The following is a 24,903-nucleotide window of genomic DNA, read 5'->3' on the forward strand; positions in this document are numbered from 1 at the left end:
ATGACTTTGAAGATTGAAATACCGGTCTGGAAGGACCCGGAAGGCAATGTGGTGGCCTGCGTCGAGAAGCTGAAAGTGATGCGCGAGAATCTGGAAGAGATCGCCCAGCTGGCGCAGGACGCTTTCGAGGATGCCGTGCTGATGGGGTGCGACGAGCGGCAGGTGCGCGACTTCCTGGTGGCGATGATGCAGAGCCTGGACAATCCCTACCGTTCCGAGCGAGACGCCTGACAATGCCATTTGAAGCCTTTATCGGGCTGCGCTATTTGCGCGCCAAGCGCCGCAACGGGTTTATTTCCTTCATTTCGCTGATTTCCATCGTCGGCATCGCCCTCGGGGTGGCAGCGCTGATCATTGTGCTGTCGGTGATGAACGGGTTCCAGAAGGAAATCCGCGGCCGCATCCTCAGCGTGGCCTCGCATTTGGAAGTGAGCGGCTATGATGGCCGGCTGCCCAACTGGCAGGGCGCGCGCGACATGCTGGTCAAGCAGCCGCATGTCGTGGCGGCGGCGCCTTTTGTCAGCAGCCAGGGCCTGTTCGTCGCCTACGGCAATGTGCGCGGCGGCCTGGTGCGCGGCGTCGAGCCCAAGCTGGAAAATCAGGTGGTGGACGTGGGCCGCCACATGGTGGCCGGCAAGCTGGACAATCTGCAGCCGGGCAGCTTCGGCATGGCCTTGGGCGTGGAGCTGGCGCGCCAGCTGGGCGTGGGCGTCGGCGACAAGGTCACGCTGATGACGCCGCAGGGCAATATTACGCCGGCCGGCATGATTCCGCGCTCCAAGCAGTTCACCGTGGTGGGCCTTTTCAAGGTGGACATGTTCGAGTTCGATTCCTCGCTGGCCATGGTCAATCTGCGCGACGCCCAAGTGCTGGAACGCATGGGCGATACGGTCAGCGGCGTGCGGCTGAAGCTGGACGATCCGCTCTTGGCGCCGCAATTGAAGGAAAGCCTGCGCCCGCAGTTGCCGCAGCTGATGGTGACGGACTGGACCGATACCAATGCCAATTACTTCCGCGCGGTGCAGATCGAGAAGCGGATGATGACCATCATCCTGACGCTTATCGTCGCGGTGGCGGCCTTCAACCTGGTCTCCACGCTGGTGATGGTGGTGACCGACAAGCAGGCCGACATCGCCATCCTGCGCACGCTGGGGGCATCGCCGGGCAGCATCATGAAGATTTTCATGATCCAGGGCGCGGTGGCCGGCGTGCTGGGCACGCTGGCGGGCGCGGTCAGCGGCGTGGTCGTCGCGCTGAATCTGGATGTGATCGTGCCGGTGATCGAACGCATCATCGGGGCCAAGATACTGTCCAGCGACGTCTACATGATCGACTACCTGCCGTCCGACGTGCAGTGGGGCGATGTGTCCACCATCACCATCATTTCCTTGCTGCTGGCGCTGTTCGCCACGCTGTACCCCAGCTGGCGCGCGGCGCGCACCCAACCGGCGGAGGCGCTGCGCTATGAGTAAAGTATTGAGCTGCCGCCAGCTGGGGAAACGCTACCAGGAAGGCAAGCTGGCGCTGGATGTGCTGTCCGGCATCGATCTGGACGTGGCCAAGGGTGAACACTTGGCCATCGTCGGCGCGTCCGGCTCCGGCAAGAGCACGCTGCTGCATCTGCTGGGCGGATTGGATACGCCCAGCCACGGCACGGTGGAGGTGCTAGGCAAGAACCTGTCCCAGCTGACCGAGGACGAGCGCGGCCGGCTGCGCAATGAGTCGCTGGGCTTCGTCTATCAATTCCATCACCTGCTGCCGGAATTTTCCGCGCTGGAAAACGTGATGATGCCGCTGTTGATCCGCCGGATGGACAAGACGGAAGCTGCGCGCCGCGCCGCCCAGATGCTGGAGCGGGTGGGGCTGGGCAAGCGGCTGGAGCACAAGCCGGGCGAGTTGTCCGGCGGTGAGCGGCAACGTGCCGCCATCGCCCGCGCGCTGGTCACGCAACCGGCCTGCCTGCTGGCCGACGAGCCGACCGGCAATCTGGACGCTAATACGGCGCGCCAGGTGTTCGAGTTGATGCTGGAGCTGAACCGCACGCTGGGCACCAGCCTGATCATCGTCACCCATGATCTGGACCTGGCCGGACGCACCCAGCGGGTGCTGCGATTGAACGAAGGCCGCCTGGCGCGGTCTGATTCGGTTTCCGCCTGATCGAGAACGGGCCGAGCGATCGGCCCGTTCGCCGTTTTGACAAGGAGTCGGACTTTGCTGTTGTTCATCCGCAAGGAAATGGATTTTTTCGCGCTGCTTGACGCGCTGCAAACCCCCAATGGCTTGATCGAGCTGGGCATAGGCGCGATCTGCGTCCTGCTGGCTGTCTTCATCGCCCGCCATCTATACCGCCGCTGGTTCACGCACACGCCCGAGCGCTACGAGCAGTTCCTGCCGTATCTGGGCTTCCGGCTGGTGCTGCCGGTGTCCGCGCAGCTGCTGGTGATCGCCGCCAGCCTGGCCTGGAGCCGGCTGGAGCACGCGCCCATGCTGGTGCTGCATATTTTCAGCGCCATGCTGTTCTGGCTGGCGGTGATCCGGCTGTGCACGGCCGTGGTGCGGCAGGCGTTTCCGTCCGGTCGCTTCGAGCGGCATTCCGAGCACGTGCTGGCCACCGTGCTGTGGCTGGGCTTCGTCAGCTGGACCATAGGCTTCGACGTGGCGGTGACGGATTGGCTGGAGTCGATGACCTTCAGCATCGGCAAGACCAAGCTGGACATGCTCACCATCATCAACGGCCTGCTGTGGGTGACGGTGATCGTGGTGGTGGCGCTGTGGGCCAGCCGTCTGATCGAGGCGCGCATCATGAAGCTCAAGCACCTCGATTCCAATCTGCGCATCGTGTTCGCCAAGCTGACGCGCATCATCCTGGTGGTGATCGCGGTGATGGTCGCCCTGCCGGTAGTGGGCATCGATCTGACCGTGCTGGCTGCGCTGGGCGGCGGTTTCACCATCGGTCTGGGTCTTAGCCTGCAGAACATCGCCCGGAATTTCCTGTCGGGCTTCGTCATTCTGCTGGACCGCTCCATCCGCATCGGCGACCGCCTGATGGTTGGCGACCGGGTGGGCAACGTCACCCGCATGACTTCGCGCTACGTGGTGCTGCGCGGCGGCGATGGCAGCGAGGCGCTGATTCCGAACGACCTGCTGGTGTCCAATACGGTGGTCAATCAGTCGTACTCGGAAAAGAGCTTGTGGACCAGCGTGCCGGTGCAGGTGGCCTACGGCACCGATCTGGATCTGGCCATGTCCCTGCTCAAGCAGGCGGCGGTGCACCCGCGCGTGCAGACGCAGCCGGGGCCGAACGCCTTTGTGACCTTGTTCGCCGATAGCGGCATCAATATGGAGCTGGGCTTCTGGGTACTGGATCCGGAAAACGGCTTCATGGGCCTGAAGTCGGACATCAATCTCGCCATTTGGCGCCTGTTCAAGCAGCACAACATCGAAATCCCCTTCCCGCAGCGGGAAGTGCGCATCGTCGGCGACAAGCCGGCGCAGGGCTGACACGGAGACATCATGAGCGCAAAGCGTCTGGCTATCATCGATGATGACGAAGCGGTGCGGCAATCCTTGCTGTGGCTGCTGGACGGGCAGGGCTACCAGGTGGATGGCTTCGACAGCGGCGAAGCCTTTCTGGCGGCGGAAAACGGCTTAGAGTACAATGGCATTGTTCTGGACCTGCGCTTGTCCGGCATCAGCGGCATTGTGGTGCTGGAAAAGCTGGCCGCCTGGCCCTACTGTCCGCCGGTGATCATGCTGACGGCCCACGGCGACGTGCCGCATGCCGTGGCAGCCTTGAAGCTGGGCGCGCTGGATTTCATCGAGAAACCTTTCGACGACGTGCATTTACTAGAACGCGCGGCGGCGGCGGTGGCGCTGGACGAGCAGAACCGCCAGCTGCACGGCTACCAGCTCAAGGTGGCCGCGGCGCTGGCGCTGCTGACCGAACGCGAGCGCGAAGTGATGCAGCTGATCCTGGCCGGCAAACTGAACAAGCAGATCGCCGAGGAGCTGTGCATCAGCATGAAGACGGTGGAGGTCCATCGCTCGCGGGTATTCGAAAAAATGGGCGTCAAATCCGCGGTGGAGCTTGCCGGCATGCTGGCGGCGCCCGGCGCGCAAGGAGGCAAGATCTAGATGGGCAGCAAGCAGCCGGTTTCGGTGCTGGTGGTGATTCATAGCCGCGATGGCCAGGTCTTGTTGCTGGAGCGTGCGGACAAGCCCGGCTACTGGCAATCGGTCACCGGCAGCCGCGAGGGCGACGAGGATCTGATCGACACCGCGCGCCGCGAGGTGGCGGAGGAAACCGGGCTAGACGCCTCGCGCTTCGAACTCAGCGATTGGCGGATCGTCAATCGTTATGAAATCTATGCCCATTGGCGGCACCGCTATCCGGAAGGCGTCACCCATAACGACGAGCACGTGTTTGGCCTGATGTTGGACGAGCCTTGCCAGGTGACGCTGGCCCCGCGCGAGCATTTGGGCTATCGCTGGCTGCCGTGGGAGCCGGCCGCAGAGCAAGTGTTCTCCCCATCGAATGCCGAAGCCTTGCGCTTGCTGCCGCAGAGGCTTGGTTTGACGGCCTGAACGCGCGCGATGCTCAGCGAAAAAAGCCCGCTTTGGCGGGCTTTGTCGCGTTTGCGTGTGCCCGCGTTCTGCGTCAACGCTTATTTGACGGCGTCCAGATAGAAGGTGATCCGCGTCTGGTCGTCCTTGTGGTAGGACATATTGGCCGGGAAGGTTTCCTCGTATTCTGTGATGTGTATCTCCAGCGTGTGCGGGTCCCAGCGGAAATAGACTGCGCCGCTGGCCACGGATATGCCGTCGCGATTAAAGACAAAGATGGCGCAGGTCGTTTCGTTGCTGCTGGAGGAGGCGGGAAGAAATACGTAGTTGCCCAGGCCGGATGGCACTTCCACTCGGCCGATTTCTGCAGCCTCGAAGACCATGGTGTACTCGCCCGGCGCGCTGCCGGTCTTGTCGTGCAGCCGCAGGCCTACCGCGAAGGCGGTGTCTAGCGCCAGCACCTGGAATTTGGATAGGCCGCTGATTTGCGCGTCGATGTTCTGATGCCGGCCCGGCAGATATTCATGCGTTAACCCGCTGGCGTTGGTGTGCTGATAGCAGCGCACTTTGGCGGTTTCGCCGACTTCCACCGACTTGTACTTGTCGTTGAAGTTGTCGCCGAATTGGAAGGTGATATCGTCTCCCACCTTGTAAAAATCGGGCTCTCCTTGCAGGTCCTTGGTGCGGAAGAAGGCGATCTGATCCGGTAACAGTGCCATGCCATGCTCCTTGTCGATGAGTACGGGTATAGGGTGTCGACTGCAGGGCGCAGCTTGCCGCCAGGCCATAAGAACGGCAACAGGCCGATTGGTCAGCGCTGGGAGGCTTGAAAATCCCATACTTTGTGCATGGTCTTGGGTCGCAAAAAGCCCCGGCTTGCGCCGGGGCCGAGGGGCTGCCTTAGTCCGGGGAGACGCCGGGCTCGGGCAGCTGCTCGATCGGGCCGAGCAGGAACACAAAGGCCAGGATACCGATCACCAGCATGCAGCCGGCCACTAGGAAGGCATTGGTGAAAGAGTGGGTGGCGCCGACGATGAAGCCGGTGACGATGGGGGCGATGGCGCCCATCATATTGTTGGCGAAATTCATGATGCCGCCGACGGTGCCGGTGCCGCCGCGCGGCGCGATCAGCGACGGCAGCGACCAACCCACCGGCGCAGCGGCGGCCAGGCCGCTCAGCGCGATGGTGATCCAGATGATGGCGATGTATGGGTCGGTAGTGGTCGTGGCGCCGAACACCGCCATGCCCATGGTCATGCCGCATAGCAGCACCGCCTTGCGCACGCGGGTTTCATCGTGGCCGCGGGCAATCAGCTTGTCTATCAGCCAGCCGCCGACGAACAGGTCGGACAAGGTGGCGAACATCCAGGGAATGGCGGAGAACCAGGCCGACTTCAGGATATCCATGTGCATGGCCTGCACCAGATAGCCGGGCAGCCAGGTCAGGAACAGGTAGAACACATAGCCGTAGGCGGCAAAGCCGATGGACAGCCCCCACACCTTGCGCTGGCGCAGCAGGTAACCCAGCATCGCCATCGAGCTTTGCTGGCTGACGCCTTCTTCGGCGGCTCCGCCCTGGACGATGTACTGGCGCTCTGCCGCGCTGAGTTTCTTGTCGGCGCTGGGGTCGCGGTAGATCAGATAAAAAGCGATGAAGTACAGCACGCTGAGGATGGCCGACACGCCGAAGCCCCAGCGCCAGCCCAGATGCACCACGGCCAGCGCCACCAGCGGCACGCCTATCACGTTGGAGAACTTGGCCGCGGCGTCGAAGATGGCGGTGGCCATAGCCCGTTCGCGGCGCGGGAACCAGTAGCCGGTGGCCTTGGAGCTGACCGGAAAACCCGGCGCTTCGGCGATACCCAGCAGCACGCGGGCGGCGAAGATGCCGGCGAAGCCGCCGGCGCAGGCGGTCAGCGTGGCGGCCACGCCCCACAGCAGCGCGCCCAGGCGGCCGATGCGGGTGGTGCCGAAGCGGTCCAGGATCACGCCGGTGGGAATTTGCAGCAGCGCGTAGCTCCAGAAGAAGGCGCTGAACAACAGGCCCAGTTCGCCGTTGCTCAGGCCGAATTCCTGCTGCAGCTGCGGCGCGGCCACCGACAGGCTGATGCGGTCGAAATAATTGACCAGGATGCCGATGCCCAGCAGCCAGCCTATGCGCCAGCGGCGGGCGGGAACCTGATGTTGCTGTCGTGACGGGGCGTGCATATTGTTCTCCTCATTTCTGCGTTGTGTTATTTCAGCGTGGCCAGGATTTGCCGCAGCAGGGCTTCCGGCGGCGCGCCGATGTCCACCGCGATGGCGCGCTCGTCCGCGCCGGGCGCTTCCAGATCGGCGAACTGGCTGGTCAGCAGGCTCTCCGGCATGAAATGCCCGCTGCGTTCGCGCATGCGCGCGGCGATCAGCTCGGCTTCGCCGCCCAGGTGGACGAAGCGCAGTTCCGGGTCGCCTTGGCGCAGCACGTCGCGGTAGCGCCGCTTCAGGGCGGAGCAGGCCAATACGATGGCGCGGCCATCGGCGCGCGCCTGGCGCAGTTGTTCGGCCAGATTGGCCAGCCAGCCGGCGCGGCTGGCATCGTCCAGCGGAATGCCGGCGCGCATGCGTTCGATATTTTCCGGCGGGTGGAAGCTGTCGCCCTCGATGAAGCGGGCGCCCAGCGCCTCCGCCAGCAGTTTGCCTATGCTGCTCTTGCCGCAGCCGGCCACGCCCATCACCACGATATTGCGGGTATTCATGTTAGCGCTAACAAATTAGAGTGAAGAAATGGCCGATGCCAGATCGGCCGAATGGCAATTATGTTAGCGCTAACAAAAGCGCGGCAACAAGCAGCTGGATCAAGTTTTCACTTGCGATAGGGAGAAATGTAGTCGGTGCACAACAGGCGGCGGCAGATCAGGCGCGCCGCGGCGGGAGGCGGATTTCAGCTGCTGCGGCGCAGCATCAACGCAAAGCCCAGGTCGAGGCGGAGCGCTTGCGGCGCATCGCCTTCTATCATCGCCAGCAGCGCGCGGGCGGCCTGGATGCCGATCTCGCGGCGCGGCGTGGCCACCGTGGTGAGGGAGGGCGTGCACCAGGCCGCCGGCTGCAGATCGTTGAAGCCGGCCACGGCTAGCCGCGCCGGCACGGCGATGCCCAGCTGTTGGCAGCGCGCCAGCGCGCCTATCGCCAAGTCGTCGTTGCAGCAGAACAGGGCGTCGCAGTCCGGCCGCGCCGCCAGGGCGGCGTCCAGCATGTCGGCGCCCATTTGCATGCTGGAGGGCGCCGGGTCCAGCCATTCCAGGCCGGCGTCGTGGCAACCGGCCTCGGCCAAGGCGGCGCGATAGCCGGCCAGGCGTTTCATCACCCGCTCATCCAGCTGGGCGCCCAGAAACCCGATGCGGCGCTTGCCCCGCTCCAGCAGGTGGCGGGTGATGGCCGCGCCGGCTTCTTCTTGCGAGAAGCCCACGCAGCAGCGGCCGTCGTCGGCCAGGTCCATCATGTATACCGCCGGCAGCCCATGCCGGCGCAGCAGGTCATCGAACGGCGCGGCGTGGCTCAGGCCGGTCAGCAGCACGCCGTCCGGCCGGTGCTGCAGATAGGCGCGCAGCAGTTGCAGCTCTTGATCCGCGTCGTAATGGCTGTTGCCGATCAGCATCTGGTAGCCGGCCTCGGCCAACACGGTTTCGATGCCGGCAAGCGTGTCCAGAAACACCGTATTGCCCAGCGACGGGATCAGCACCAGCACCGTGCGCGAGCGCGCCGAGGCCAGGGTGCTGGCCGAGCGGCTGGGGACGTAACCCAGCGCGTCCACGGCTTGCATCACTTTGTCGCGCAAGGCCGGCGAAACCTGCTGCGGCTGGTTCAGCGCGCGCGATACGGTAATGGCGCTGACGCCCGCCGCGCGGGCGACATCATGCATGGTGACGCCGCTGCCGGAGCGGACGCGCGGTTTTCTCGACATGTTTCTCATGTTTGGGGATGGGCCGCCGCTATTGTAGCGCAGCGTGAAGCGCGCGGGCTTGCCGCGGCATGATACGAAATGAATAATGGCGCTTATTTGACAGGATCATCCCATGTATCTGCCCAAGCATTTTCAGGCGAGCGACGCGGACGCTTTATGCCATTTGATGCGCGCCCGTCCATTGGCTGCGCTGGCGATCAACGGCGAGGACGGTCCGCTGGTCAATCATATTCCCTTGCTGGCGGTGCGGCGGGAGGAGACGCTGGTTCTGCGCGGCCATGTGGCGCGTGCCAATCCCTTGTGGAAACAGCTGGGCGGAGAGCCGCAGGCCGTGGCCATTTTCCAGGGCGACGACGCTTACGTGACGCCGAGCTGGTATCCGGCCAAGGCCGAGCACGGCAAGGTGGTGCCGACCTGGAACTATATGGTGGCGCATGCGCGCGGGCGTTTGCGCGCGGTGGACGACAGGGCATGGCTGCGGCAGTTGCTACGCGATCTGACGACCGAGCACGAAGCCGCTTTCGCCCAGCCCTGGCGGATGGACGACGCGCCGGCCGATTATATCGACAAGATGATGGCGGCAATCGTCGGCATAGAGTTGACGGTGGACAGCCTGGAAGGAAAGTTCAAGCTGAGCCAGAACCAGAGCGACGCCGCGCGCGACTGCGTGCGAGCCGGCTTGCGCGAGCGGGGCGAGCCGCGGGCGGACGGCGTGGCTGCGGCGATGCCTTAGCGTCGAAAACGCGCCAGCAGCGAGGCCACATTATCCTTGGCCTGCTTGGCGCCTTGCTGCAGCTGCTGCAGGTAGTTGTCGAGAAAGCCGTTGAGCAGCATGGTGGAGGTGGTGACTGCGCCAATGCCGGCCGAGTCCCACTCCGTGACGATGCCTTGCAGGTAGGCGGTCAGGCGGTTGCTGTCGTCCCGGAACGAATGGTACAGGCTGATGGCGGGCGTGCCGGCAAGCTGATAATGGTGCTGCAAGGCAGCCTTGTCCAAGGGATGGCGGCTCAGGATGTCACGGCTGTCGAATTCGACGAACAGCGGGTGAAGCGTCTCGCAGTCGCGGTTGCCGTTGGGGTAGGCGCGGGACACGATGCCGATGGCCGAATCCGGATCGGCGGAAGGCGAGCGGCTGGGGACCGGATAGCCCAGCAGCAGGGTGAAAGCGCTGGCCATCGGGTCCGCCCAGCCGACGCCGCTCAGTTCGAAGCATGAGGGCTGAGGCTGCTTGTCCAGCCAGTCCATAGGCATGTGGATCGCGCCGATTTCCATGTGCGGCGAACAGGCGCAGCACAGTTCTCGCAGCGGCCACTTCAGACGCTCCGAGCAGGCCCATGCCTGCTGATTGTAGGCGACGCAAATTTCCGCCAGCACGGCTTCCGAAGTGATGATGAAGGTTTCGTCGCGATAGGACAGCAGCAGGCCGCTGCCGAAGACAGGGCCGAACAGGCCGCCGTTCATCAGCGGACGGAAGGCCACCACCATGGGATTCAACTGCAGATAGATCCGCTCCAGGCACTGCAGCGGATCATCCAGATCGAACTGAAACTCCATCCCCGATCCTTCAAGCAACATATTGTTTTACCGCTAAAGAATAGTTCAAATTCAAACGGAAGTCGGTTCAGATGGGCGTTGCCTGGCCGATCAATGCTATATCTTTATTTGAGGCGTTCTAAGCGTTGACAGGGTATCTCGCTACGGTTTGGCGTTTGCAGTGGCGGGCGGTCCCGATGTAATCACACCATGGGCCATTTGGCCGGCAGGGGGGGGCGCGATGCGGGTGCAGCCGCGGACAAGATTCATCTTGCTGGCGACAGTGGCCTATGCCGCGTTTGCCTGGGTTTGGCTCGTTTTGCCCGACGCGTGGATGCGTGCGATGGGCGGCGCGCATGCATTTGCCATCAAAGATGGCCTGTTTGTCGCGGTAAGCTTGTTGCTGTTGTTATTGGCGCTGCGAATCGCTCAGGGATATCAAACGGATCTGCCGGCCTGGCATGTGGCCTTGTCCGCCGACTTGCTTCCCAGCCGCGGGTCCGTCCGTTTGGCCTATCTGCTTGCCGTCTTGTTGACCGTTTGCATCATGGCGCTGCGCGCCATGCTGTCCGGCTTAGACGGCGAGCAGTCCATGCTGATTTTGTTCATGCTCCCCATCATGCTGTGCGCCAGCTTGGGCGGTCTGGGGCCCGGCCTGCTGGCTACCGCGCTGGCTGCGCTGGCTTCCAATGCCTTGCCCGTTTTTGGGGCGCATGCCACGCCGTCCTTGGGGCAGCATCTGCAATTGGCGTTCCTCGTTTTGACGGGCATGGCGACCTGCTGGGTGGGCGCCGCATTGCGCCAAACGCTTTTCCGCGTGGAGCTGAACCGCCGGCTGCTGGGCGCGGTGGTGTCCAGCACTTCGGATGCCGTGTTCGTCAAGGATGTGCATGGATGCTATCTGGTGGTCAACCAGGCCGGCCTGGCTTTTGTGGGCAAGGATGAGCGCGAGGTGCTGGGGCGGGATGACCATGCGCTGTTCGCCGAGGATACCGCTCGCAAGCTGATGGCGATTGACCGCGCGATCATGCAGTCCGGCAGGGTGCTGACCCAGGAAGAGTCTCTGACGCTGCAAAGCGGCGACGACATGGTATTCCTGGTGACCAAGGGGCCGGTCTATGCGCCTGACGGCCGTTTGATCGGCCTGTTCGGCATCTCCCGCGACATCACCGATCAGAAGCGCGCCGAGGAGGCCTTGCGCGTCAGCGAGGCGGAGCTGCAACTGGCGCAGCAATTGGCTGGCTTGGGCAGCTGGAGCTGGGATTTGCGCACCGACCGCCATCAGTGGTCGGCGGAGATCTACCGGCTGTTCGGCATGGATGGCAATGGGCCGCCTTTGGACTATTCGGCGCTGCAGCGCTTCTTCACGCTGGATAGCTGGGCGCAGCTGTCCGAAGCGACCGAGCGCTGCCGGCTCATCGGAATGGGCTATGAGTGCGATCTGGAAGTGCTGCGGGCGGACGGCACCTCCTGCTGGGTGACCGCGCGCGGCGAGGCCCGGCGGGATGAGGGCGGCAAAGTGGTGGCCTTGTACGGCACGATGCAGGACATCACGGCTCGCAAGAACATGGCCTTGCAGGTCAAGGCGAGCGAGGCGCGGCTGCAACTGGTGGTGGAAGCCACCAGCGACGGTTTCTGGGACTGGGATCTGCGCAGCGACCGGGTATACCGTTCGCCTCGCTATTACGAAGTGACCGGCACGCGGGTGGAGGATGATAGCGGCGATTTCCGTTTTTTCCGGCAATTGATTCACCCGGCGGACCTGCCTTTCGTGCTGCAGGCGATAGAGGCGCACCGCCGCGGCAAATCGCCGCGCATCGAGGTCGAATTCCGTTTGGCCAATCAGGAGCATGGCGTGCGTTGGCTGCAGACTCGGGGCCGGGCGGTGGAGTGGGACGAGCGCGGCGCGGCGCTGAGGCTGGTGGGCAACCTGTCCGACATCACCGAACGCAAGCGGGTGGACGACGATCTGCGGCTGGTATTGAACGAGGCCGGCGAGGCGATTTGGGTGACCGATCCCGATGGCTTTTACATCTTCGCCAATCCGGCGGCTTGCCGGCTTACCGGGCACAGTTTGGAAGAATTGAAAGGCATGCAGATCCGCGATCTGGTGGCCCCGGAGTCTCTGCCCATGCTGCAGGCGCATCTGGATCAGATCGCTTCCGGCGCCTTTCTGCGAGCAGAGTGGCTGCTGCGGCAGAAGAAAGGCGGCAGTATCTGCGTCGATCTGGCCACCGGCCGGCTGAAAGATGGCCGCTACATGGCGTTTGGCCGCGATCTGACCGAGCAGCGTCGCGCCGAGCAGGCCTTGCGCAGCCGCGAGCAGCAATTGGCGCGGGTCATCGAGGGGTCGGATCAGGGCTTCTGGGACTGGAATCTGAAGACCGGCAGTTTTCAGGTCAGCCCGCGCTGGGAGAGCATGCTGGGCTATGGCCCGGGAGAGATGCGCATCACCGCGGACAACTGGTACGACCATGTGCATCCAGACGATGTGGCGCGGGCGAAGGAGTCGATTCAACGCAATCTGCGCGCGGAGTCGGCCAGTCATGAAGTGGAAATTCGCTGCCGCACCCGCGGCGGAGACTGGCGCTGGATACTGTCGCGCGGCCGGGTGGTGGAGCGCGACGCGGCGGGCCAGCCGCTGATGATGTCCGGCACGCATACGGACATCACCGAACGCAAAGTGTTCGAACAGACGCAGAAAGAAGCCGCGGCGGTGTTCGACAGCAGTTACGAGGGCATTTTGATGGTCAGCCCGGATGGGGTGATCACCAAGGTCAATCAGGCTTTTAGCCGCATCACCGGCTACAGCGCGGAGGAAGTGATAGGCCGCAAACCCAGCATGCTGTCCTCCGGCAAGCAGTCCAACAGCTTTTACGAAGAGTTGTGGAGCTCGGTGAAGGGGCATAACTTCTGGCGCGGCGAGTTGTGGAACCGCCGCAAGAACGGCGAGCTGTACGCCGAGCTGTTGTCGATTTCGGTGGTGCGGGATGAAAACGGCCAAGTTCAGCACTATATCGGCATTTTCTCCGATATCACCCAGCTGAAGGTGCATGAGGCGGAGCTGGATAGGGTGGCGCACTTCGATCCGCTGACCGGCGTGCCGAACCGCCGGCTGCTATCCGACCGGCTGCGCCAGGCCATCATGCGCGCACGCGCAGCGGCAAGTCCTGCGCGGTGTGCTTCCTCGATCTGGATGGCTTCAAATCGGTCAACGATCAATATGGCCATGAGGTGGGCGACCAACTGCTGGTGGCGGTGAGCGGCCATCTGAAATCGGTGCTGCGCGGCGACGACACCTTGGCGCGGCTGGGGGGCGACGAGTTTGTGGTGCTGTTGTCCGAGGTCGGCTCCACCGAAGAGTGCATGCTGGTGCTGGACCGGATACTGCAGGCGGTGGCCGCGCCGGTGCTGGTGGGCAATATCACGGTCAATGTCACGTGCAGCGTAGGCGTCAGCCTGTATCCGCAGGACAATGTCGATCCGGACACGCTGCTGCGCCACGCCGACCAGGCGATGTATGTGGCCAAGGAGGCGGGCAAGAACCGCTATCAGCTGTTCGATCCGGAAAGCGACCGCGTGGCGCAGGAGCATCGCCAGTTCCTGGAGTTGCTGAGCCAGGCGCTGGGCCGCGACGAGTTCGCTTTGTTCTACCAGCCCAAGGTCGATTTGTTCGATGGCGAGATCATGGGCGTGGAAGCCTTGATCCGCTGGCACCACCCCCAGCGCGGCTTGCTTGCGCCGGCGGAGTTCCTGCCGCATCTGCGCGGCCACGAACTGGAAGGCGCATTCGGGCAATGGGTGCTGGATGCCGCGCTGAAGCAGGTGTCGCAATGGGCCGATGCCGGCTTCTCCATTCGGATCAGCACCAATGTCAGCGCGCACTATCTGCTCAGCGCGGATTTTTGCGATCATCTGGCGCAAAGTCTGGCCCTGTATCCAAATGTGCCGCCGGACTTCCTGGAACTGGAAATCCAGGAAAGCGCGGAGGCGGATGTGGAGAGAACCATCGAGACGCTGCAGCGCTGCCGCCAGCTTGGCGTCCATTTCGCCCTGGATGATTTCGGCACCGGTTATGCCTCGCTGAATTATCTGCGCCGCCTGCCGGTGGAAACGCTGAAGATAGACAACAGCTTCATACACGACATGCTGACCAGCGCCGATGATCGCCACATCGTTGAAGGCGTGATTCAGCTGGCGGCGATCTTCAATCGCAAGGTGATCGCCGAAGGCGTGGAAACGCTGGAGCATGGCGCCGCGCTGCGCGCGCTGGGGTGCCGCTATGCCCAGGGTTTCGGCATCGCCCGGCCGATGGAGGCCGCCGCCGTGCCGGACTGGTGCCGGCATTGGCGCGATGACGCGGTCTGGCGCCAGTTGGATCCTGGGGCGGCGGGGCTGGACATTCAAATGAAATGACATAGGGATTATTCGTCGCTAAGCTCAAGGCCTGCGGCACCGAACCTTTTGCTGGTGTGGGCCTGTTTTTATCGGAGTGAAGCGATATGGAAATGACTCGCCAAGATGACGGTGGCGAATGGATGGCAGTGCCGGGATCAGAGTTTGCGGTTGATAAGCCGCTGTTAAGGTGTTCCCAGTGGAAAATCCGTTTGGCTCTTGCAGCCGATGCGGCTGCGTTGACGGCACTCTATTCCCAGCTGACTGGCGATCCGGCGGTGCGGGTATTGCCGGAGCGTCTAGCATTGCTGGCCGATGGTCTGCGAACTCAGATCCTGGTGTGCGAATACGATGGCGAGCTGATAGCCACTGTTTGGCTCGGATTTTGCGAAGACGCGATGTATGGCGAACAACCCTTCGCTGTGCTGGAAAACCTGATAGTGGATGCGCGTTGGCGTGGCCGGGGGGCGGGAGAGGCGCTGCTGCGCGAGGCGGAGCGTAGTTGTATGGCTCGCGATTGCAGCAAGATCATGTTGCTCAGTTCGGCCAGCCGTGTGGACGCGCACCGATTTTTCATGCGGCAGGGCTTTCACGGCGACGCCAAGCGCGGTTTCGTCAAATACCGGCGCGATCTGGCGGCGCAGTCGATCTGAGCGCCCGAGCATTGCGTTGCATTCGATGTGGCGCAATGCCCGGATTACCCATCATTCTGTTAAGCCGATGCCTCTGAGCCAGTTCTTGCCCCGTCAGGATCAAACCGGCTGCAGCGCTTGCTCTGTTGTGCCGCTCCGCAGCAGCCGCTGCAAGATCATCTTCAACACTACGCCGTACATGGGCAGGAAGAACAGCATGCAGATCAGCACCTTGAAGCTGTAATCCACCAGCGCGATCTCAACCCAGTTGGCGGCCATGAAGGCGTCGCTGCTCTTGTAGAAGGCGATGAAGAAAAACGACAGCGTGTCGCTGACATTGCCCAGGAACATCGCCGCCGCCGGGGCCGCCCACCAGGCCTTGAGCTGACGCAGCCGGTTGAATACCTGTACATCCAGTATCTGGCCCAAGGCATAGGCGGCAAAGCTGGCCACGGCGATGCGGGCGACAAACAGGTTGAACTGCTGCAGCGCCTGCGCGCCTTGCCAGGCGCCCTGATAGAACAGCGTGGACACCAGATAGGAGATGGCCAGCGCCGGCACCATGGCCGCCAGAATGATGCGCCTGGCCAGCGGCGCGCCGAAGATGCGCACGGTCAGGTCGGTAGCCAGGAAGATAAACGGGAACGTGAAAGCGCCCCAGGTGGTGTGAAAGCCGAATACGGTGATCGGCAGCTGCACCAGGTAATTGCTGGACGCAATGATGGCGATGTGAAACCAGGAGAGCCACAGCAGCGCTGACAAGCGCTGACGGCTGGTAAAGGCAAACATTGGAATATCCTTTTTGCTGACTGGGGTGAGGGAACCCAGTGAATAAACACCGCGGCAGCGGCAAGGGGCAGGATATTACCGGTTTGCCAGGGAGATGGGAAGCGCGCGCTGCGCCGTGCATCGGATATGCGGAACGATTTGTTGTTTGTTTGTCAGTCCTGTCTATAACTATTCTAAGTAATTTCCCTGGCACGGATGGTTGGAAGGAGTGGGCGATGACGATAACCAAGCGGCTGATGTTGACGATAGCTCTCGCCCTGATCGCGATGATCGTGGTGGGCGTTCAGGGTTTGTGGCAGCAGAAGAAGGCCAATGAACGCTTTGATTATCTGAAGATCAATACCTTCCCCAGCATCCATGATCTGGACGAGGGCAAGGAGGCGCTGGCGGACATCCGGCTGACGTTGGCGCGCAGCGTGGCCTTGACCGACCCCGCGGCCAAATCGGCGCAACAGGCGCAGATGTCTGAGCTGGACAAGCGTTTTGACGCGACGATGGACAAGTACGAGAAGGACCTGATCTCGGACGATACCGACCGCAAGATGCTGCAGGCTGACCGCGACGCCATGAAAACCTATAGACAGCAGCGCGAGAAATACTTGCAGCTGGTGCAGGCCAACGATGCCGCCGGCGCCGACAAACTGATGCTGGGCGATATGTCGAACGAGGCCAAGACGCTGAATCAACTGCTGCTGGACCACATCGAATACAACTACAAGCTGGCCGATCAGTTGTCGCAGGACAATGTATCGGCATATCAGGCTGGTGTTGTCATGTCGCTGGCCGTGATCGCGTTGGCGGTGCTGGTCTGCGGCGCTCTCAGCGCCCAGCTGTACGTCAATATCCGCAACAGCCTGGCCAGCTTGCTTGGCACCATGCAGGCGGTGCGCACGCAGCTGGATTTCCGCCAACGCGCCCCGGTGGCGCGGATGGACGAAATTGGCCAGGCAGCGACGGCGTTCAACGAGCTGATGGGGCGGCTGCAGCAGAGCTTTCTGGAAATCCGCGGCAGCGTGAGCCAGATGCAAGGCGCCATCGTGATGATGGCTGATTCGTCCTCGCACATCGCCGGCAGTTCGGTGACGCAGAGCGAGTCGGCCTCGGAAATGGCGGCCGCCGTGGAGCAGGTGACGGTCAGCATCAACCATGTGGCGGACCGGGCGCGCGAGGCGAATGCGCAGGCGCGGGAGGCCGGCGAGATCGCCGAGCGCGGCAGCGGCGTGGTGCTGGGCACGGTGGACGGCATCAGCGCCGTGGCGCAGGCGGTGGGCGAGGCGGCGGACCGCATCGGCAAGCTGCGCGATGACAGCGCCACCATCGCCACGGTTTTGGGGGTGATCAAGGACATTGCGGATCAGACCAATCTGCTTGCGCTGAACGCGGCGATCGAGGCGGCGCGCGCCGGCGAAATGGGCCGCGGCTTCGCCGTGGTGGCGGACGAGGTGCGCAAGCTGGCCGAGCGCACCGCCAGCTCCACCACGGAAATTTCCGGCGTGATCGACAAGATGCAGCACGGCACGCAGGCGGCGGTGGCCGGCATGCAGCAAGTGGTGGAGCGGGTGAATCTGGAGGCGGAAAAGGCGCGCGGCGCCAGCGAGGCGATTCAGGAAATCAAAACCAATTCCGAACGCAGCGTGGAGCTGATCAGCGAAATTTCCAGCAGCATTGTGGAGCAGGGCAGCGCCAGCAATATCATCGCGCAGAAGGTGGAGCAGATCGCCCAGATGGCCGAGGGCAACTCCAAGGATGCCAATGATTCGGCCAGTTCCGCCAACCGGCTGAAGGATCAGGCGGAAAGCATACAGCGGACGGTGGCGCAGTATCAGGTATAAGACGAGGGTGCGGGTCGGGGAAAACAGGGCCGCCAGGCCCTGTTTCATTTTCGGCGTCAGCCGATCAGCCGCATCTTGAACTGCTTGCCCTTGATCTTGCCTTGCGACAGCTTGGCCAGGGCGGCTTCGGCGATGCTGCGCTCCAGCGCCACGAAGCTGTTGAATTCAAAGATGTTGATCTTGCCGATCTGGCTGCCGGCAAAGCCTGCCTCGCCGGTCAGCGCGCCCAAAAGGTCGCCCGGGCGCAGTTTTTCGCGCTTGCCGCCGGCGATTTCCAGCGTCACCATCGGCGGCAGCAGCGGGCCGCCCGGGGCAGGCGTCAGCTCTTCCACGTCGGCCCAAGTCAGGTCGGCCTGCTGGTAGTTTTCGATCTGCACCAGGCGTTTGGCCTCGCTGTCGGTGGCCAGGGTCAGCGCCAGGCCGTGCTGATCGCCGCGGCCGGTGCGGCCGATGCGGTGGATGTGGACTTCCGGATCATGGGTGACGTCGACATTGATCACCACATCCAGCTCCTTGATGTCCAGTCCGCGCGCCGCCACGTCGGTGGCCACCAGCACCGTGGCGCTCTTGTTGGCGAAGCGCAGCAGAATCTGGTCGCGCTCGCGCTGCTCCAGGTCGCCGTGCAGCGTCAGTGCGTTGAAGCCCTGTTCCTGCAGCTCGCGCACCAGCTCTTTGCAGCGTTCGCGAGTATTGCAGAAGGCCAGCGCCGAAGTGGGACGCAGGTGGCGCAGAATGCGGCTGACCGTCTCCAGGCGGGTTTCCGGCTGCACTTTGTAGAACCACTGCTCGATGTGATCGGCCTTGTGCAGCGACTCCACCTTCACTTCCACCGGTTTTTTCAGGAACTGCGCGCTGGCCTTGCGGATGTCTTCCGGATAGGTGGCGGAGAACAGCAGGGTCTGGCGGTTCTTCGGGCAGGCGCGGACGATGCCGACGATTTCCTCGATGAAGCCCATGTCTATCATGCGGTCCGCCTCGTCCAGCACCAGCGTTTTCACGCCGGAGAGATTCAGCGTTTCGCGGAACAGGTGGTCTTGCAGCCGGCCCGGCGTGCCCACCACGATGTGCGCGCCATGCTCCAGCGAGCCGATCTGCGGCCCCATCGGGGTGCCGCCGGTCAGCGTCACCACCTTGATATTGTCGATGGCGCGCGCCAGGCGGCGGATTTCCTGCGCCACCTGGTCAGCCAGTTCGCGCGTCGGGCACATCACCAGCGCCTGCACGCCAAACCAGCGCGGATTGATGCTGGCCAGCAGGCCCAAGCCGAACGCAGCCGTCTTGCCGCTGCCGGTCTTGGCCTGGGCGATCAGGTCGCGGCCTTCCAGAATGGCGGGCAGGCTGGCGGCCTGGATGGCGGTCATCTGGTGGTAGCCCAGGCTGTCCAGGTTGGACAGCAAGGGGGCGGGCAGGGGCAGGGAGGAAAAAGCGGCTGGTTTCACAATGACTTGGCGCGGTTGGCTAAAGGCTGGGCAGTGTAACAGCAGTGAGGCTCGCGGCCAAATGCCCGGCGCATTTTCAGTTGAAAAAAACGCCCGGTGAACCGGGCGCTGGGGTCTTCCTATCTAGTTTTATCAGATGTTGCGGTTTTTGCCCGGGTATCCTCACACCCGGAAGCGCGACACCGAATCCGTCAGGCGCTGGGCCAGCGTTTCCAGCTCCGCCGCCGCGCCCACGGTCTGCTGAATATCGGCGTCGTTGGTGCGCGCCATGTTGGCGATGGCGTCGATGTTTTCATTGACCGCCTGGCTGGTGAGGCGTTGCTGCTCGGTGACCTCGACGATCTGCTGCAGGCCGTTGCGGACCTCGGCCACCGACTGGTTGGCGGCGCTCAGCACGCTGGCCACGCTGTTTGTGGAGTGGCGGCTGGCTTCGAGCGATTGCAGGCTGGCGCTGACGGCCTGCCGCACCGCATCGGTCTTGCTGTTCAGCGCGCCGGTGACGGAGTCGATCTCGCTGGCGGATTTGGCCGATTTCTCGGCCAGTTTGCGCACCTCGTCCGCCACCACGGCGAAGCCGCGGCCCATCTCGCCGGCGCGGGCGGCTTCTATCGCCGCGTTCAGCGCCAGCAGGTTGGTCTGCTCGGCGATCTCGCGGACCTCCTTGGTCATGCTGGTGATCACGGCGGTGGAGTTGACCAGGTCGCTCTCCGCCTGCGCCATCAGCTGCACCGCGCTTTCCACCTGGCCGACCTCCTGTTGCAGCTGCTGCAAGCTGCGCTGGCCCTGCTCGGAACGCTGCAGGCTTTCCTCGGCGCCGTTGCTGACATGCTCCGCCTTGCCGGCGATCTCTCCGATGTGGCAGGCCAACTGTTCCACGGCCTCCGCGGCGGCCAGCGACTGGCTGTTCTGGCGGTGCGAGCTGGCGGCCAGCTGGTTGGCGCCGCCGGACAGCCGGCGCGAGGCCAGCGCCACCGCGTCCGCGCTTTCGCTGACTTGGCGCACCAGGCTGGCCACCGTGCCCAGCATCTGGTTGAACAGGCGGGCGGTGACGCCGATCTCGTCGTTGCTTCTGGTCGGCAGCCGGCGCGTCAGGTCGCCTTCGCCCTTGGCCAGCTCGGCCAAGCCCTTGGCCATTTCCTGCAAGGGGTCGGTCACGAAACGGCGGATGAACAGATACACCACGCCCAAGAGCGGCAGCGAGGCCAGCAGGGCGAACAGGATGCTCTGCGTGCGGAAGCTGTCCACCGCGGCATAGGGTTTTTCCAGCGAGATGCGCATGCTGACCGCGCCCAGCGGCGTTTTGTCCGCCACTTGATGGCAGGCCATGCAGTTCTTGCCCAGATAATTGGATGAGGCCAGCGCCGGGTACACCACCCTCAAATGCTCGCCCAGCTCGGGTGTGGATTCGATCTGCACATGCGGCTTGCCGTCCTGCAGCGCGGCGCGTTCCAGCGCATCGGTGGCGCGCCCCTTGTCGCCGGCGTTGCCGGGGCCGAACTGCTTGTTGACGGGTTCGCCGCGTATCACCCGCAGGTCGCGCACCGCGGACAGCTCGCGGATCTGGTCCAGAAACACATCGCGCTGGCCCACGGTGCCGGTGATCATCATGCCGGTCAGCCCGGCCAGCGTCATTTCATTCATGCTGTGCGCCAGGTCCTTGGCCTGTTCTACCGCGATGTCGCGGCTGGCGCGCGTTTCCCACGCGATCAATCCCCCCCATGCCAGTACCAGGCAGCTCCAGATGGCGCCGGTCAGTCGCAGCCAGATTGGCCAGTCGGAAAATTTTCTCATTGCATGCCGGGGCGGCGTGGCCCCGTCTCCTGTGTGTGGTTTGTGTTTTGATCGTCGCTGAGCGGGCAGCTGAAAATAACTTTAGCATGGCTATGCCGTAGGAATTCTAGTTCGGAGAGTGTGGGCCGCGTCTGGCCAAGATCAAGGAATGCGCGGATACCGCTTGCCGCGGTGGCGGATTTGCTATCAAAGCGCGTTCAAGGCCTTATGGCTTGGGTTGGCCGGCTTTTTCTGCAACAATCGCGCCCTTGCCGACGCGGCTGACTGCGCCGGCTATGGTGAAATCGAGATTGGATAGCGTGGAGATGGGCATGAGTGACGGAGCGAGGCGCGGTGTCGCCATCATAGGCGGCGGGCCGGCGGGTTTGATGGCGGCGGAGATGCTGGCGCAACGCGGCATCCAGGTGGATGTCTATGACGCCATGCCCTCGGTGGGCCGTAAATTTCTGCTGGCCGGCATAGGCGGGCTGAACCTCACCCATTCCGAACCGTATCCGGCCTTCGTCGGCCGCTATGGCGCGCGCGCGGAACAGATCGAGCCGCTGCTGCGCGCGTTTGACGCCGATGCGCTGCGCGCCTGGGCGCATGGTCTGGGCGTGGAAACCTTTGTCGGCAGCTCCGGCCGGGTGTTCCCGCGCGAGATGAAGGCCGCGCCGCTGCTGCGCGCCTGGCTCAGCCGGCTGCGCGATGCCGGCGTGCGCATCCATGCGCGCCATCGCTGGCAGGGCTGGAACGCGGACGGCAGCCTCCGTTTCGATACGCCGGACGGCGAACTGGCGGTGCGCGCGGACGCGGTATTGCTGGCGCTGGGCGGCGGCAGCTGGAAAAAGCTGGGGTCGGATGGCCGCTGGATGCCTTGGCTGGCCGAGCGCGGCGTGGCCACGGCGCCGCTGATGCCGTCCAATTGCGGATTTGATGTCAGCTGGAGCACGTTTTTCTCCGACAAGTTCGCCGGCGAGCCGCTGAAGGCGGTGGGGCTTTCCTTCGAGGGCGGAGGTGGACGTAGCTTCAAGCGCGTGGGTGAGTGCGTCATCACGCAGGGCGGCATCGAAGGTAGCCTGATTTACGCCTGTTCGGCGCTGCTGCGCGACGAGATCGCCCGCTCCGGCTCCGCCACCTGCTATCTGGACTTGATCCCGTCCTGGGACGAGGCCAAGGTGCTGGCCGAGGTGACGCACCCGCGCGGCTCGCGCTCGCTATCCAGCCATCTGCAAAGCAGGTTGAACCTCAAGGGGGCGCGCGCCGGAATCTTGCGCGAGTGCCTGGACAAGGAGAGTTTCCAGCACCTGCCGACGCTGGCCGCCGCGATCAAACGCCTGCCGTTGAGGCTGGCGGCGCCCCGGCCCATGGACGAGGCGATCAGCACGGCCGGCGGGGTGTGTTTCTCCGCGCTGAACCAGCGGCAAATGCTGAAGTCGCTGCCCGGCGTGTTCTGCGCCGGCGAGATGCTGGATTGGGAGGCGCCCACCGGCGGCTATCTGCTGACCGCCTGCTTCGCCAGCGGCCGCGCCGCCGGCATCGGGATGGCGGAGTGGCTGCAGGACGGCGCATCAAAATAGTTTTACTTGAGGGCGGCAAGCGAGCCTGACAGAATACCCGGATCACATTATTTCGCCTGATCGAGGCGTGATTCGTAAACTGTTTTTCTTGCTTGCCATGAGTGAAAAAAGCAATCCCTGCCAATCCTGCGGCGCCTGCTGCGCCAACTTCCGCGTTTCCTTCTACTGGGCTGAAGCCGATGACGGTGGCGGCGCCATCCCCAGCCAATTCACCGAGAAAGTCAACGACTGGACCCGCTGCATGCGCGGCACCTGGTCGAATAGCCCGCGTTGCGTCGCCTTGCAGGGCGAGGTGGGCCATAGCGTGGCCTGCGGCATCTATGCCGCGCGCCCGAGCGCCTGTCGCGAGGTGGAGGCCGGATCGGCGCAATGCCATAAGGCGCGAGCGGCGCACGGGCTGGCGGTGTTGCGGGACGTCGCGATGGCCGTCAATGATCCTCACCCTTTGCTGACGGGTTAAGCATCGTCCGCAACGCGCCACGCGGTTTTACAGGCGATAGCGGTTGACCGCCTGGTTCATGGCCACGACGGCCTCGTCCAGTTGCTCCGCCGTCTTGGCGGTTTGATGGGCGGCGGCGCTGGACTGGGTCGCCATTTCCGCGATTTTTTCCACCTGCACGGCGATGCTGTTGCAGGCATGGGCCTGCTCGCGTATCGAGTCCGCTATTTCTCCCACCATCTGGCTGGCGGTGTTGGACGACTTGCCGATTTCCCCGATCGTGATCAAGGCCTCGTCTGCCCGGACGACGCCGGATACCACCAGTTGCTGCGTTTCGCTCATGCGCGTGGTGGTCTGGCGCGAGGTATCGGTCACGCCGCGGATGATGTGGTCGATTTCGCCGGTCAGGATGGTGGTGCGCTCGGCCAGTTTGCGCACCTCGTCCGCCACCACGGCGAAGCCGCGGCCCATTTCGCCTGCGCGGGCGGCCTCGATCGCCGCGTTCAGCGCCAGCAGATTGGTCTGATCGGCGATGTCCTTGATGCTGCTGACCGAATTGGCGATCCGGTTGTTCTGCTCTTCCAGTTCATGCAGGCTGCTGCTGGCGTGGTCGACGGTGTGGGAGATCGACCGGATTTCCTCCACCGTGCGCGCGATGACCTGCTGGCCGGTGTCGGCGTGGCGGCTGGCTTCTTCGGTTTGCTGATTGCTGTATTCGGCCCGGTCCCCCACTTGATGGATGCTGACCGACAGCTGCTGCATGGTGGCGGCGATGGCGGAGGATGCCTCGTTTTGTCTTTCCGCCGCCTGCAGCACATTGCCGGCGGCGCTGGCCAGGTCGGTGGCGTAGGCTGCCACCTTGGCGCAATTGCCGGAAATATCGCTCATGCTGTGGCGGATGCGGTCCATCAGCAGGTTGAAGGTGGCGGCGGTGTTGCCGATTTCGTCGCTTGGGTTATGCACCTTGACCTGCAGCGTGAAATCCAGGCGCTCGCCTATCCGGTTCATGGTCTGGTTCAGGTCCTGCAACGGCCGGCTGATGGAGCGGTGGCAGCGCAGGCCGATGGCGATGAGCAGCAGCGCCAGCAGCGCCGTGACGGCCAGGGTGATGTCGCGGGTGGTTTCGATCAGCCGATGGGCATTCGCCACCTCCTGCTCCACATGGCGCTTGTTGTAGTCGATATGCGCCGCGATGCCCTTGGTCAGCGCATTGCCGGCGGGCAGGGCAGAGGTGGCGCGCAGCCGCAGCGCTTCGGCCAGATTGCCGTGCAGAGCCGCGTCCATCAGCGGCACCATGGTGCCCCAATAGCGGTCCAGCAGTCGGACGTTTTCCTGGTATAGCGCGCGGTCCTCTTCATTGTCGACCTGCGCGCCGTACTGATCCAGCGTCGATTTGGCGGCTGCATAGGCAGCATCGACCTTGGCCTTGGCCGCCAGGCGGTCCGCTTCGCTATCCGCCACCAGCACTTGCATCCCCACCAGTCGGATGGAGGCGATGGCATTGCCGAATTGGTTCAGCGTGATCAGTTTGGGGTAGTCCGCTTGGGAGAAATTGCTGGCGGTATCCGCCAGCCGGGACTGGGTGTACAGGCTGTAGGCGCTGATGCCGATCAGAGTAAGAATGGACAGCGAAATCAGCAGCAGGATTTTCTTGGAAACCGACATGGCAATGGACTCCGTCAAGGTGCGAGTGCTTGATAGGTATTGCGGGCTACTTTAATTTTTCTGTTTGGATATTTATAAATAAATAATATTTAAGTTGCTGTTAATTGAAAGATACATGCAATCGGCAAGTCGCGTCGCTATCTGGCGATTAACCCATGTCTCTGAATTTCAAGCAAGCGCCGTGGCGGTGATTGTGCAGTTTGGTGTGTAATCCATGAGGTGGATGTGGGATTTTCTTCCCTTCGCCAGACTGGAGGGCGTGAAGGGGCGCCATGCCCGAGTGGAGTGGCAGATGGCCCGGGGTTTGCCTTTGGGTCGCGCAGGCT

22 protein-coding genes are annotated in these 24,903 nt (G+C 63.4%); 13 read left to right on the top strand and 9 right to left on the bottom strand.

Annotated features, from left to right (window positions below):
- The 6 genes from C2134_RS12160 to nudB are packed head-to-tail and all read left to right on the top strand — an operon-like array spanning position 1 to position 4,584.
- Entirely contained in the window at positions 1-231 is a 231-nt protein-coding gene (locus C2134_RS12160) for a hypothetical protein (protein ID WP_043626106.1), read from the top strand.
- Positions 232-233: 2 nt separating this feature from the next.
- Positions 234-1,472 (top strand): lipoprotein-releasing ABC transporter permease subunit, encoded by a 1,239-nt coding sequence (locus tag C2134_RS12165; RefSeq protein ID WP_199179932.1) that lies wholly within the window; start codon positions 234-236, stop codon positions 1,470-1,472.
- Positions 1,465-2,157 (top strand): lipoprotein-releasing ABC transporter ATP-binding protein LolD, encoded by a 693-nt coding sequence (lolD, locus tag C2134_RS12170; RefSeq protein WP_103320381.1) that lies wholly within the window; start codon positions 1,465-1,467, stop codon positions 2,155-2,157. Before C2134_RS12165 ends, lolD begins: the two co-directional genes overlap by 8 nt.
- Before the next feature lie 54 nt (positions 2,158-2,211).
- Entirely contained in the window at positions 2,212-3,501 is a 1,290-nt protein-coding gene (locus C2134_RS12175; RefSeq protein WP_233196433.1) for a mechanosensitive ion channel family protein, read from the top strand.
- A 12-nt stretch (positions 3,502-3,513) separates the two neighbouring features.
- Positions 3,514-4,134: a response regulator transcription factor gene (locus C2134_RS12180; RefSeq protein ID WP_103320383.1), complete on the top strand. Its 621-nt coding sequence runs from the start codon at positions 3,514-3,516 to the stop codon at positions 4,132-4,134.
- Positions 4,135-4,584 carry a dihydroneopterin triphosphate diphosphatase gene (nudB, locus tag C2134_RS12185; protein WP_103320385.1) on the top strand — a complete coding sequence of 150 codons (450 nt, stop codon included), beginning with the start codon at positions 4,135-4,137 and terminating at the stop codon, positions 4,582-4,584.
- A gap of 80 nt (positions 4,585-4,664) precedes the next feature.
- Here nudB and C2134_RS12190 read toward each other — a convergent pair whose 3' ends face one another.
- The 4 genes from C2134_RS12190 to gntR form a co-directional block, all read right to left on the bottom strand.
- Complete coding sequence (locus C2134_RS12190; RefSeq protein ID WP_158248761.1) at positions 4,665-5,282, bottom strand: beta/gamma crystallin domain-containing protein; 618 nt, start codon at positions 5,280-5,282, stop codon at positions 4,665-4,667.
- A gap of 181 nt (positions 5,283-5,463) precedes the next feature.
- The gene (locus tag C2134_RS12195) at positions 5,464-6,771 is read right to left on the bottom strand and encodes an MFS transporter (RefSeq protein ID WP_103320389.1); all 1,308 of its coding nucleotides are present in this window, start codon (positions 6,769-6,771) and stop codon (positions 5,464-5,466) included.
- Positions 6,772-6,797: 26 nt separating this feature from the next.
- Positions 6,798-7,298 (bottom strand): gluconokinase, encoded by a 501-nt coding sequence (locus C2134_RS12200; protein ID WP_103320390.1) that lies wholly within the window; start codon positions 7,296-7,298, stop codon positions 6,798-6,800.
- 185 nt (positions 7,299-7,483) lie between these two features.
- A complete protein-coding gene (gene gntR / locus C2134_RS12205) occupies positions 7,484-8,503 on the bottom strand; it encodes an HTH-type transcriptional regulator GntR (protein ID WP_103320392.1) in 1,020 nt (339 codons plus the stop codon).
- 112 nt (positions 8,504-8,615) lie between these two features.
- Between gntR and C2134_RS12210 the strand changes: the two genes are divergently transcribed.
- The gene (locus C2134_RS12210; protein ID WP_103320394.1) at positions 8,616-9,236 is read left to right on the top strand and encodes an FMN-binding negative transcriptional regulator; all 621 of its coding nucleotides are present in this window, start codon (positions 8,616-8,618) and stop codon (positions 9,234-9,236) included.
- On the opposite strand, the gene C2134_RS12215 is transcribed toward C2134_RS12210, so the two are convergent.
- Positions 9,233-10,057 carry a hypothetical protein gene (locus tag C2134_RS12215; protein WP_103320396.1) on the bottom strand — a complete coding sequence of 275 codons (825 nt, stop codon included), beginning with the start codon at positions 10,055-10,057 and terminating at the stop codon, positions 9,233-9,235. The genes C2134_RS12210 and C2134_RS12215 overlap by 4 nt on opposite strands.
- Before the next feature lie 322 nt (positions 10,058-10,379).
- On the opposite strand from C2134_RS12215, the gene C2134_RS12220 reads away from it, so the two are divergent.
- From C2134_RS12220 to C2134_RS12230, 3 genes are all read left to right on the top strand, one after another.
- Positions 10,380-13,298: a PAS domain-containing protein gene (locus C2134_RS12220; RefSeq protein WP_158248762.1), complete on the top strand. Its 2,919-nt coding sequence runs from the start codon at positions 10,380-10,382 to the stop codon at positions 13,296-13,298.
- Complete coding sequence (locus C2134_RS12225; RefSeq protein WP_103320400.1) at positions 13,214-14,452, top strand: putative bifunctional diguanylate cyclase/phosphodiesterase; 1,239 nt, start codon at positions 13,214-13,216, stop codon at positions 14,450-14,452. The genes C2134_RS12220 and C2134_RS12225 overlap by 85 nt, the downstream gene beginning before the upstream one ends.
- A gap of 86 nt (positions 14,453-14,538) precedes the next feature.
- Positions 14,539-15,084 carry a GNAT family N-acetyltransferase gene (locus C2134_RS12230; RefSeq protein WP_199152672.1) on the top strand — a complete coding sequence of 182 codons (546 nt, stop codon included), beginning with the start codon at positions 14,539-14,541 and terminating at the stop codon, positions 15,082-15,084.
- Between the two features lie 99 nt (positions 15,085-15,183).
- Here C2134_RS12230 and C2134_RS12235 read toward each other — a convergent pair whose 3' ends face one another.
- The gene (locus tag C2134_RS12235; RefSeq protein WP_103320402.1) at positions 15,184-15,852 is read right to left on the bottom strand and encodes a 7-cyano-7-deazaguanine/7-aminomethyl-7-deazaguanine transporter; all 669 of its coding nucleotides are present in this window, start codon (positions 15,850-15,852) and stop codon (positions 15,184-15,186) included.
- 215 nt (positions 15,853-16,067) lie between these two features.
- Here C2134_RS12235 and C2134_RS12240 point away from each other — a divergent pair, with 215 nt between their 5' ends.
- On the top strand, positions 16,068-17,684 hold the full coding sequence (locus C2134_RS12240) for a methyl-accepting chemotaxis protein (protein WP_103320405.1): 1,617 nt from the start codon (positions 16,068-16,070) through the stop codon (positions 17,682-17,684).
- A 56-nt stretch (positions 17,685-17,740) separates the two neighbouring features.
- Here C2134_RS12240 and dbpA read toward each other — a convergent pair whose 3' ends face one another.
- Positions 17,741-19,123: an ATP-dependent RNA helicase DbpA gene (dbpA, locus tag C2134_RS12245; protein ID WP_103320407.1), complete on the bottom strand. Its 1,383-nt coding sequence runs from the start codon at positions 19,121-19,123 to the stop codon at positions 17,741-17,743.
- Between the two features lie 162 nt (positions 19,124-19,285).
- Positions 19,286-20,914: a methyl-accepting chemotaxis protein gene (locus C2134_RS12250; protein WP_103320409.1), complete on the bottom strand. Its 1,629-nt coding sequence runs from the start codon at positions 20,912-20,914 to the stop codon at positions 19,286-19,288.
- A 311-nt stretch (positions 20,915-21,225) separates the two neighbouring features.
- On the opposite strand from C2134_RS12250, the gene C2134_RS12255 reads away from it, so the two are divergent.
- Both C2134_RS12255 and C2134_RS12260 read left to right on the top strand, forming a co-directional pair.
- The gene (locus C2134_RS12255) at positions 21,226-22,473 is read left to right on the top strand and encodes a TIGR03862 family flavoprotein (RefSeq protein ID WP_233196434.1); all 1,248 of its coding nucleotides are present in this window, start codon (positions 21,226-21,228) and stop codon (positions 22,471-22,473) included.
- Positions 22,474-22,570: 97 nt separating this feature from the next.
- On the top strand, positions 22,571-22,933 hold the full coding sequence (locus tag C2134_RS12260) for a YkgJ family cysteine cluster protein (protein WP_103320413.1): 363 nt from the start codon (positions 22,571-22,573) through the stop codon (positions 22,931-22,933).
- A gap of 27 nt (positions 22,934-22,960) precedes the next feature.
- Here C2134_RS12260 and C2134_RS12265 read toward each other — a convergent pair whose 3' ends face one another.
- Positions 22,961-24,577: a methyl-accepting chemotaxis protein gene (locus C2134_RS12265; protein WP_103320415.1), complete on the bottom strand. Its 1,617-nt coding sequence runs from the start codon at positions 24,575-24,577 to the stop codon at positions 22,961-22,963.
- Between the last annotated feature and the right edge of the window lie 326 nt (positions 24,578-24,903).

Origin of the sequence: Chromobacterium sinusclupearum (genome assembly GCF_002902845.1) — a bacterium.
GTDB lineage: Bacteria > Pseudomonadota > Gammaproteobacteria > Burkholderiales > Chromobacteriaceae > Chromobacterium > Chromobacterium sinusclupearum.

Excerpts from the sequence above, each read along its gene's own strand:
- C2134_RS12160 (WP_043626106.1), top strand. The coding sequence starts at position 1 with ATGACTTTGAAGATTGAAATACCGGTCTGGAAGGACCCGGAAGGCAAT.
- C2134_RS12165 (WP_199179932.1), top strand. The coding sequence starts at position 234 with ATGCCATTTGAAGCCTTTATCGGGCTGCGCTATTTGCGCGCCAAGCGC.
- lolD (WP_103320381.1), top strand. The coding sequence starts at position 1,465 with ATGAGTAAAGTATTGAGCTGCCGCCAGCTGGGGAAACGCTACCAGGAA.
- C2134_RS12180 (WP_103320383.1), top strand. The coding sequence starts at position 3,514 with ATGAGCGCAAAGCGTCTGGCTATCATCGATGATGACGAAGCGGTGCGG.
- nudB (WP_103320385.1), top strand. The coding sequence starts at position 4,135 with ATGGGCAGCAAGCAGCCGGTTTCGGTGCTGGTGGTGATTCATAGCCGC.
- C2134_RS12190 (WP_158248761.1), bottom strand. The coding sequence starts at position 5,282 with ATGGCACTGTTACCGGATCAGATCGCCTTCTTCCGCACCAAGGACCTG.
- C2134_RS12195 (WP_103320389.1), bottom strand. The coding sequence starts at position 6,771 with ATGCACGCCCCGTCACGACAGCAACATCAGGTTCCCGCCCGCCGCTGG.
- C2134_RS12200 (WP_103320390.1), bottom strand. The coding sequence starts at position 7,298 with ATGAATACCCGCAATATCGTGGTGATGGGCGTGGCCGGCTGCGGCAAG.
- gntR (WP_103320392.1), bottom strand. The coding sequence starts at position 8,503 with ATGTCGAGAAAACCGCGCGTCCGCTCCGGCAGCGGCGTCACCATGCAT.
- C2134_RS12210 (WP_103320394.1), top strand. The coding sequence starts at position 8,616 with ATGTATCTGCCCAAGCATTTTCAGGCGAGCGACGCGGACGCTTTATGC.
- C2134_RS12215 (WP_103320396.1), bottom strand. The coding sequence starts at position 10,057 with ATGGAGTTTCAGTTCGATCTGGATGATCCGCTGCAGTGCCTGGAGCGG.
- C2134_RS12220 (WP_158248762.1), top strand. The coding sequence starts at position 10,380 with ATGGGCGGCGCGCATGCATTTGCCATCAAAGATGGCCTGTTTGTCGCG.
- C2134_RS12230 (WP_199152672.1), top strand. The coding sequence starts at position 14,539 with ATGGAAATGACTCGCCAAGATGACGGTGGCGAATGGATGGCAGTGCCG.
- C2134_RS12235 (WP_103320402.1), bottom strand. The coding sequence starts at position 15,852 with ATGTTTGCCTTTACCAGCCGTCAGCGCTTGTCAGCGCTGCTGTGGCTC.
- C2134_RS12240 (WP_103320405.1), top strand. The coding sequence starts at position 16,068 with ATGACGATAACCAAGCGGCTGATGTTGACGATAGCTCTCGCCCTGATC.
- C2134_RS12250 (WP_103320409.1), bottom strand. The coding sequence starts at position 20,914 with ATGAGAAAATTTTCCGACTGGCCAATCTGGCTGCGACTGACCGGCGCC.
- C2134_RS12255 (WP_233196434.1), top strand. The coding sequence starts at position 21,226 with ATGAGTGACGGAGCGAGGCGCGGTGTCGCCATCATAGGCGGCGGGCCG.
- C2134_RS12260 (WP_103320413.1), top strand. The coding sequence starts at position 22,571 with ATGAGTGAAAAAAGCAATCCCTGCCAATCCTGCGGCGCCTGCTGCGCC.
- C2134_RS12265 (WP_103320415.1), bottom strand. The coding sequence starts at position 24,577 with ATGTCGGTTTCCAAGAAAATCCTGCTGCTGATTTCGCTGTCCATTCTT.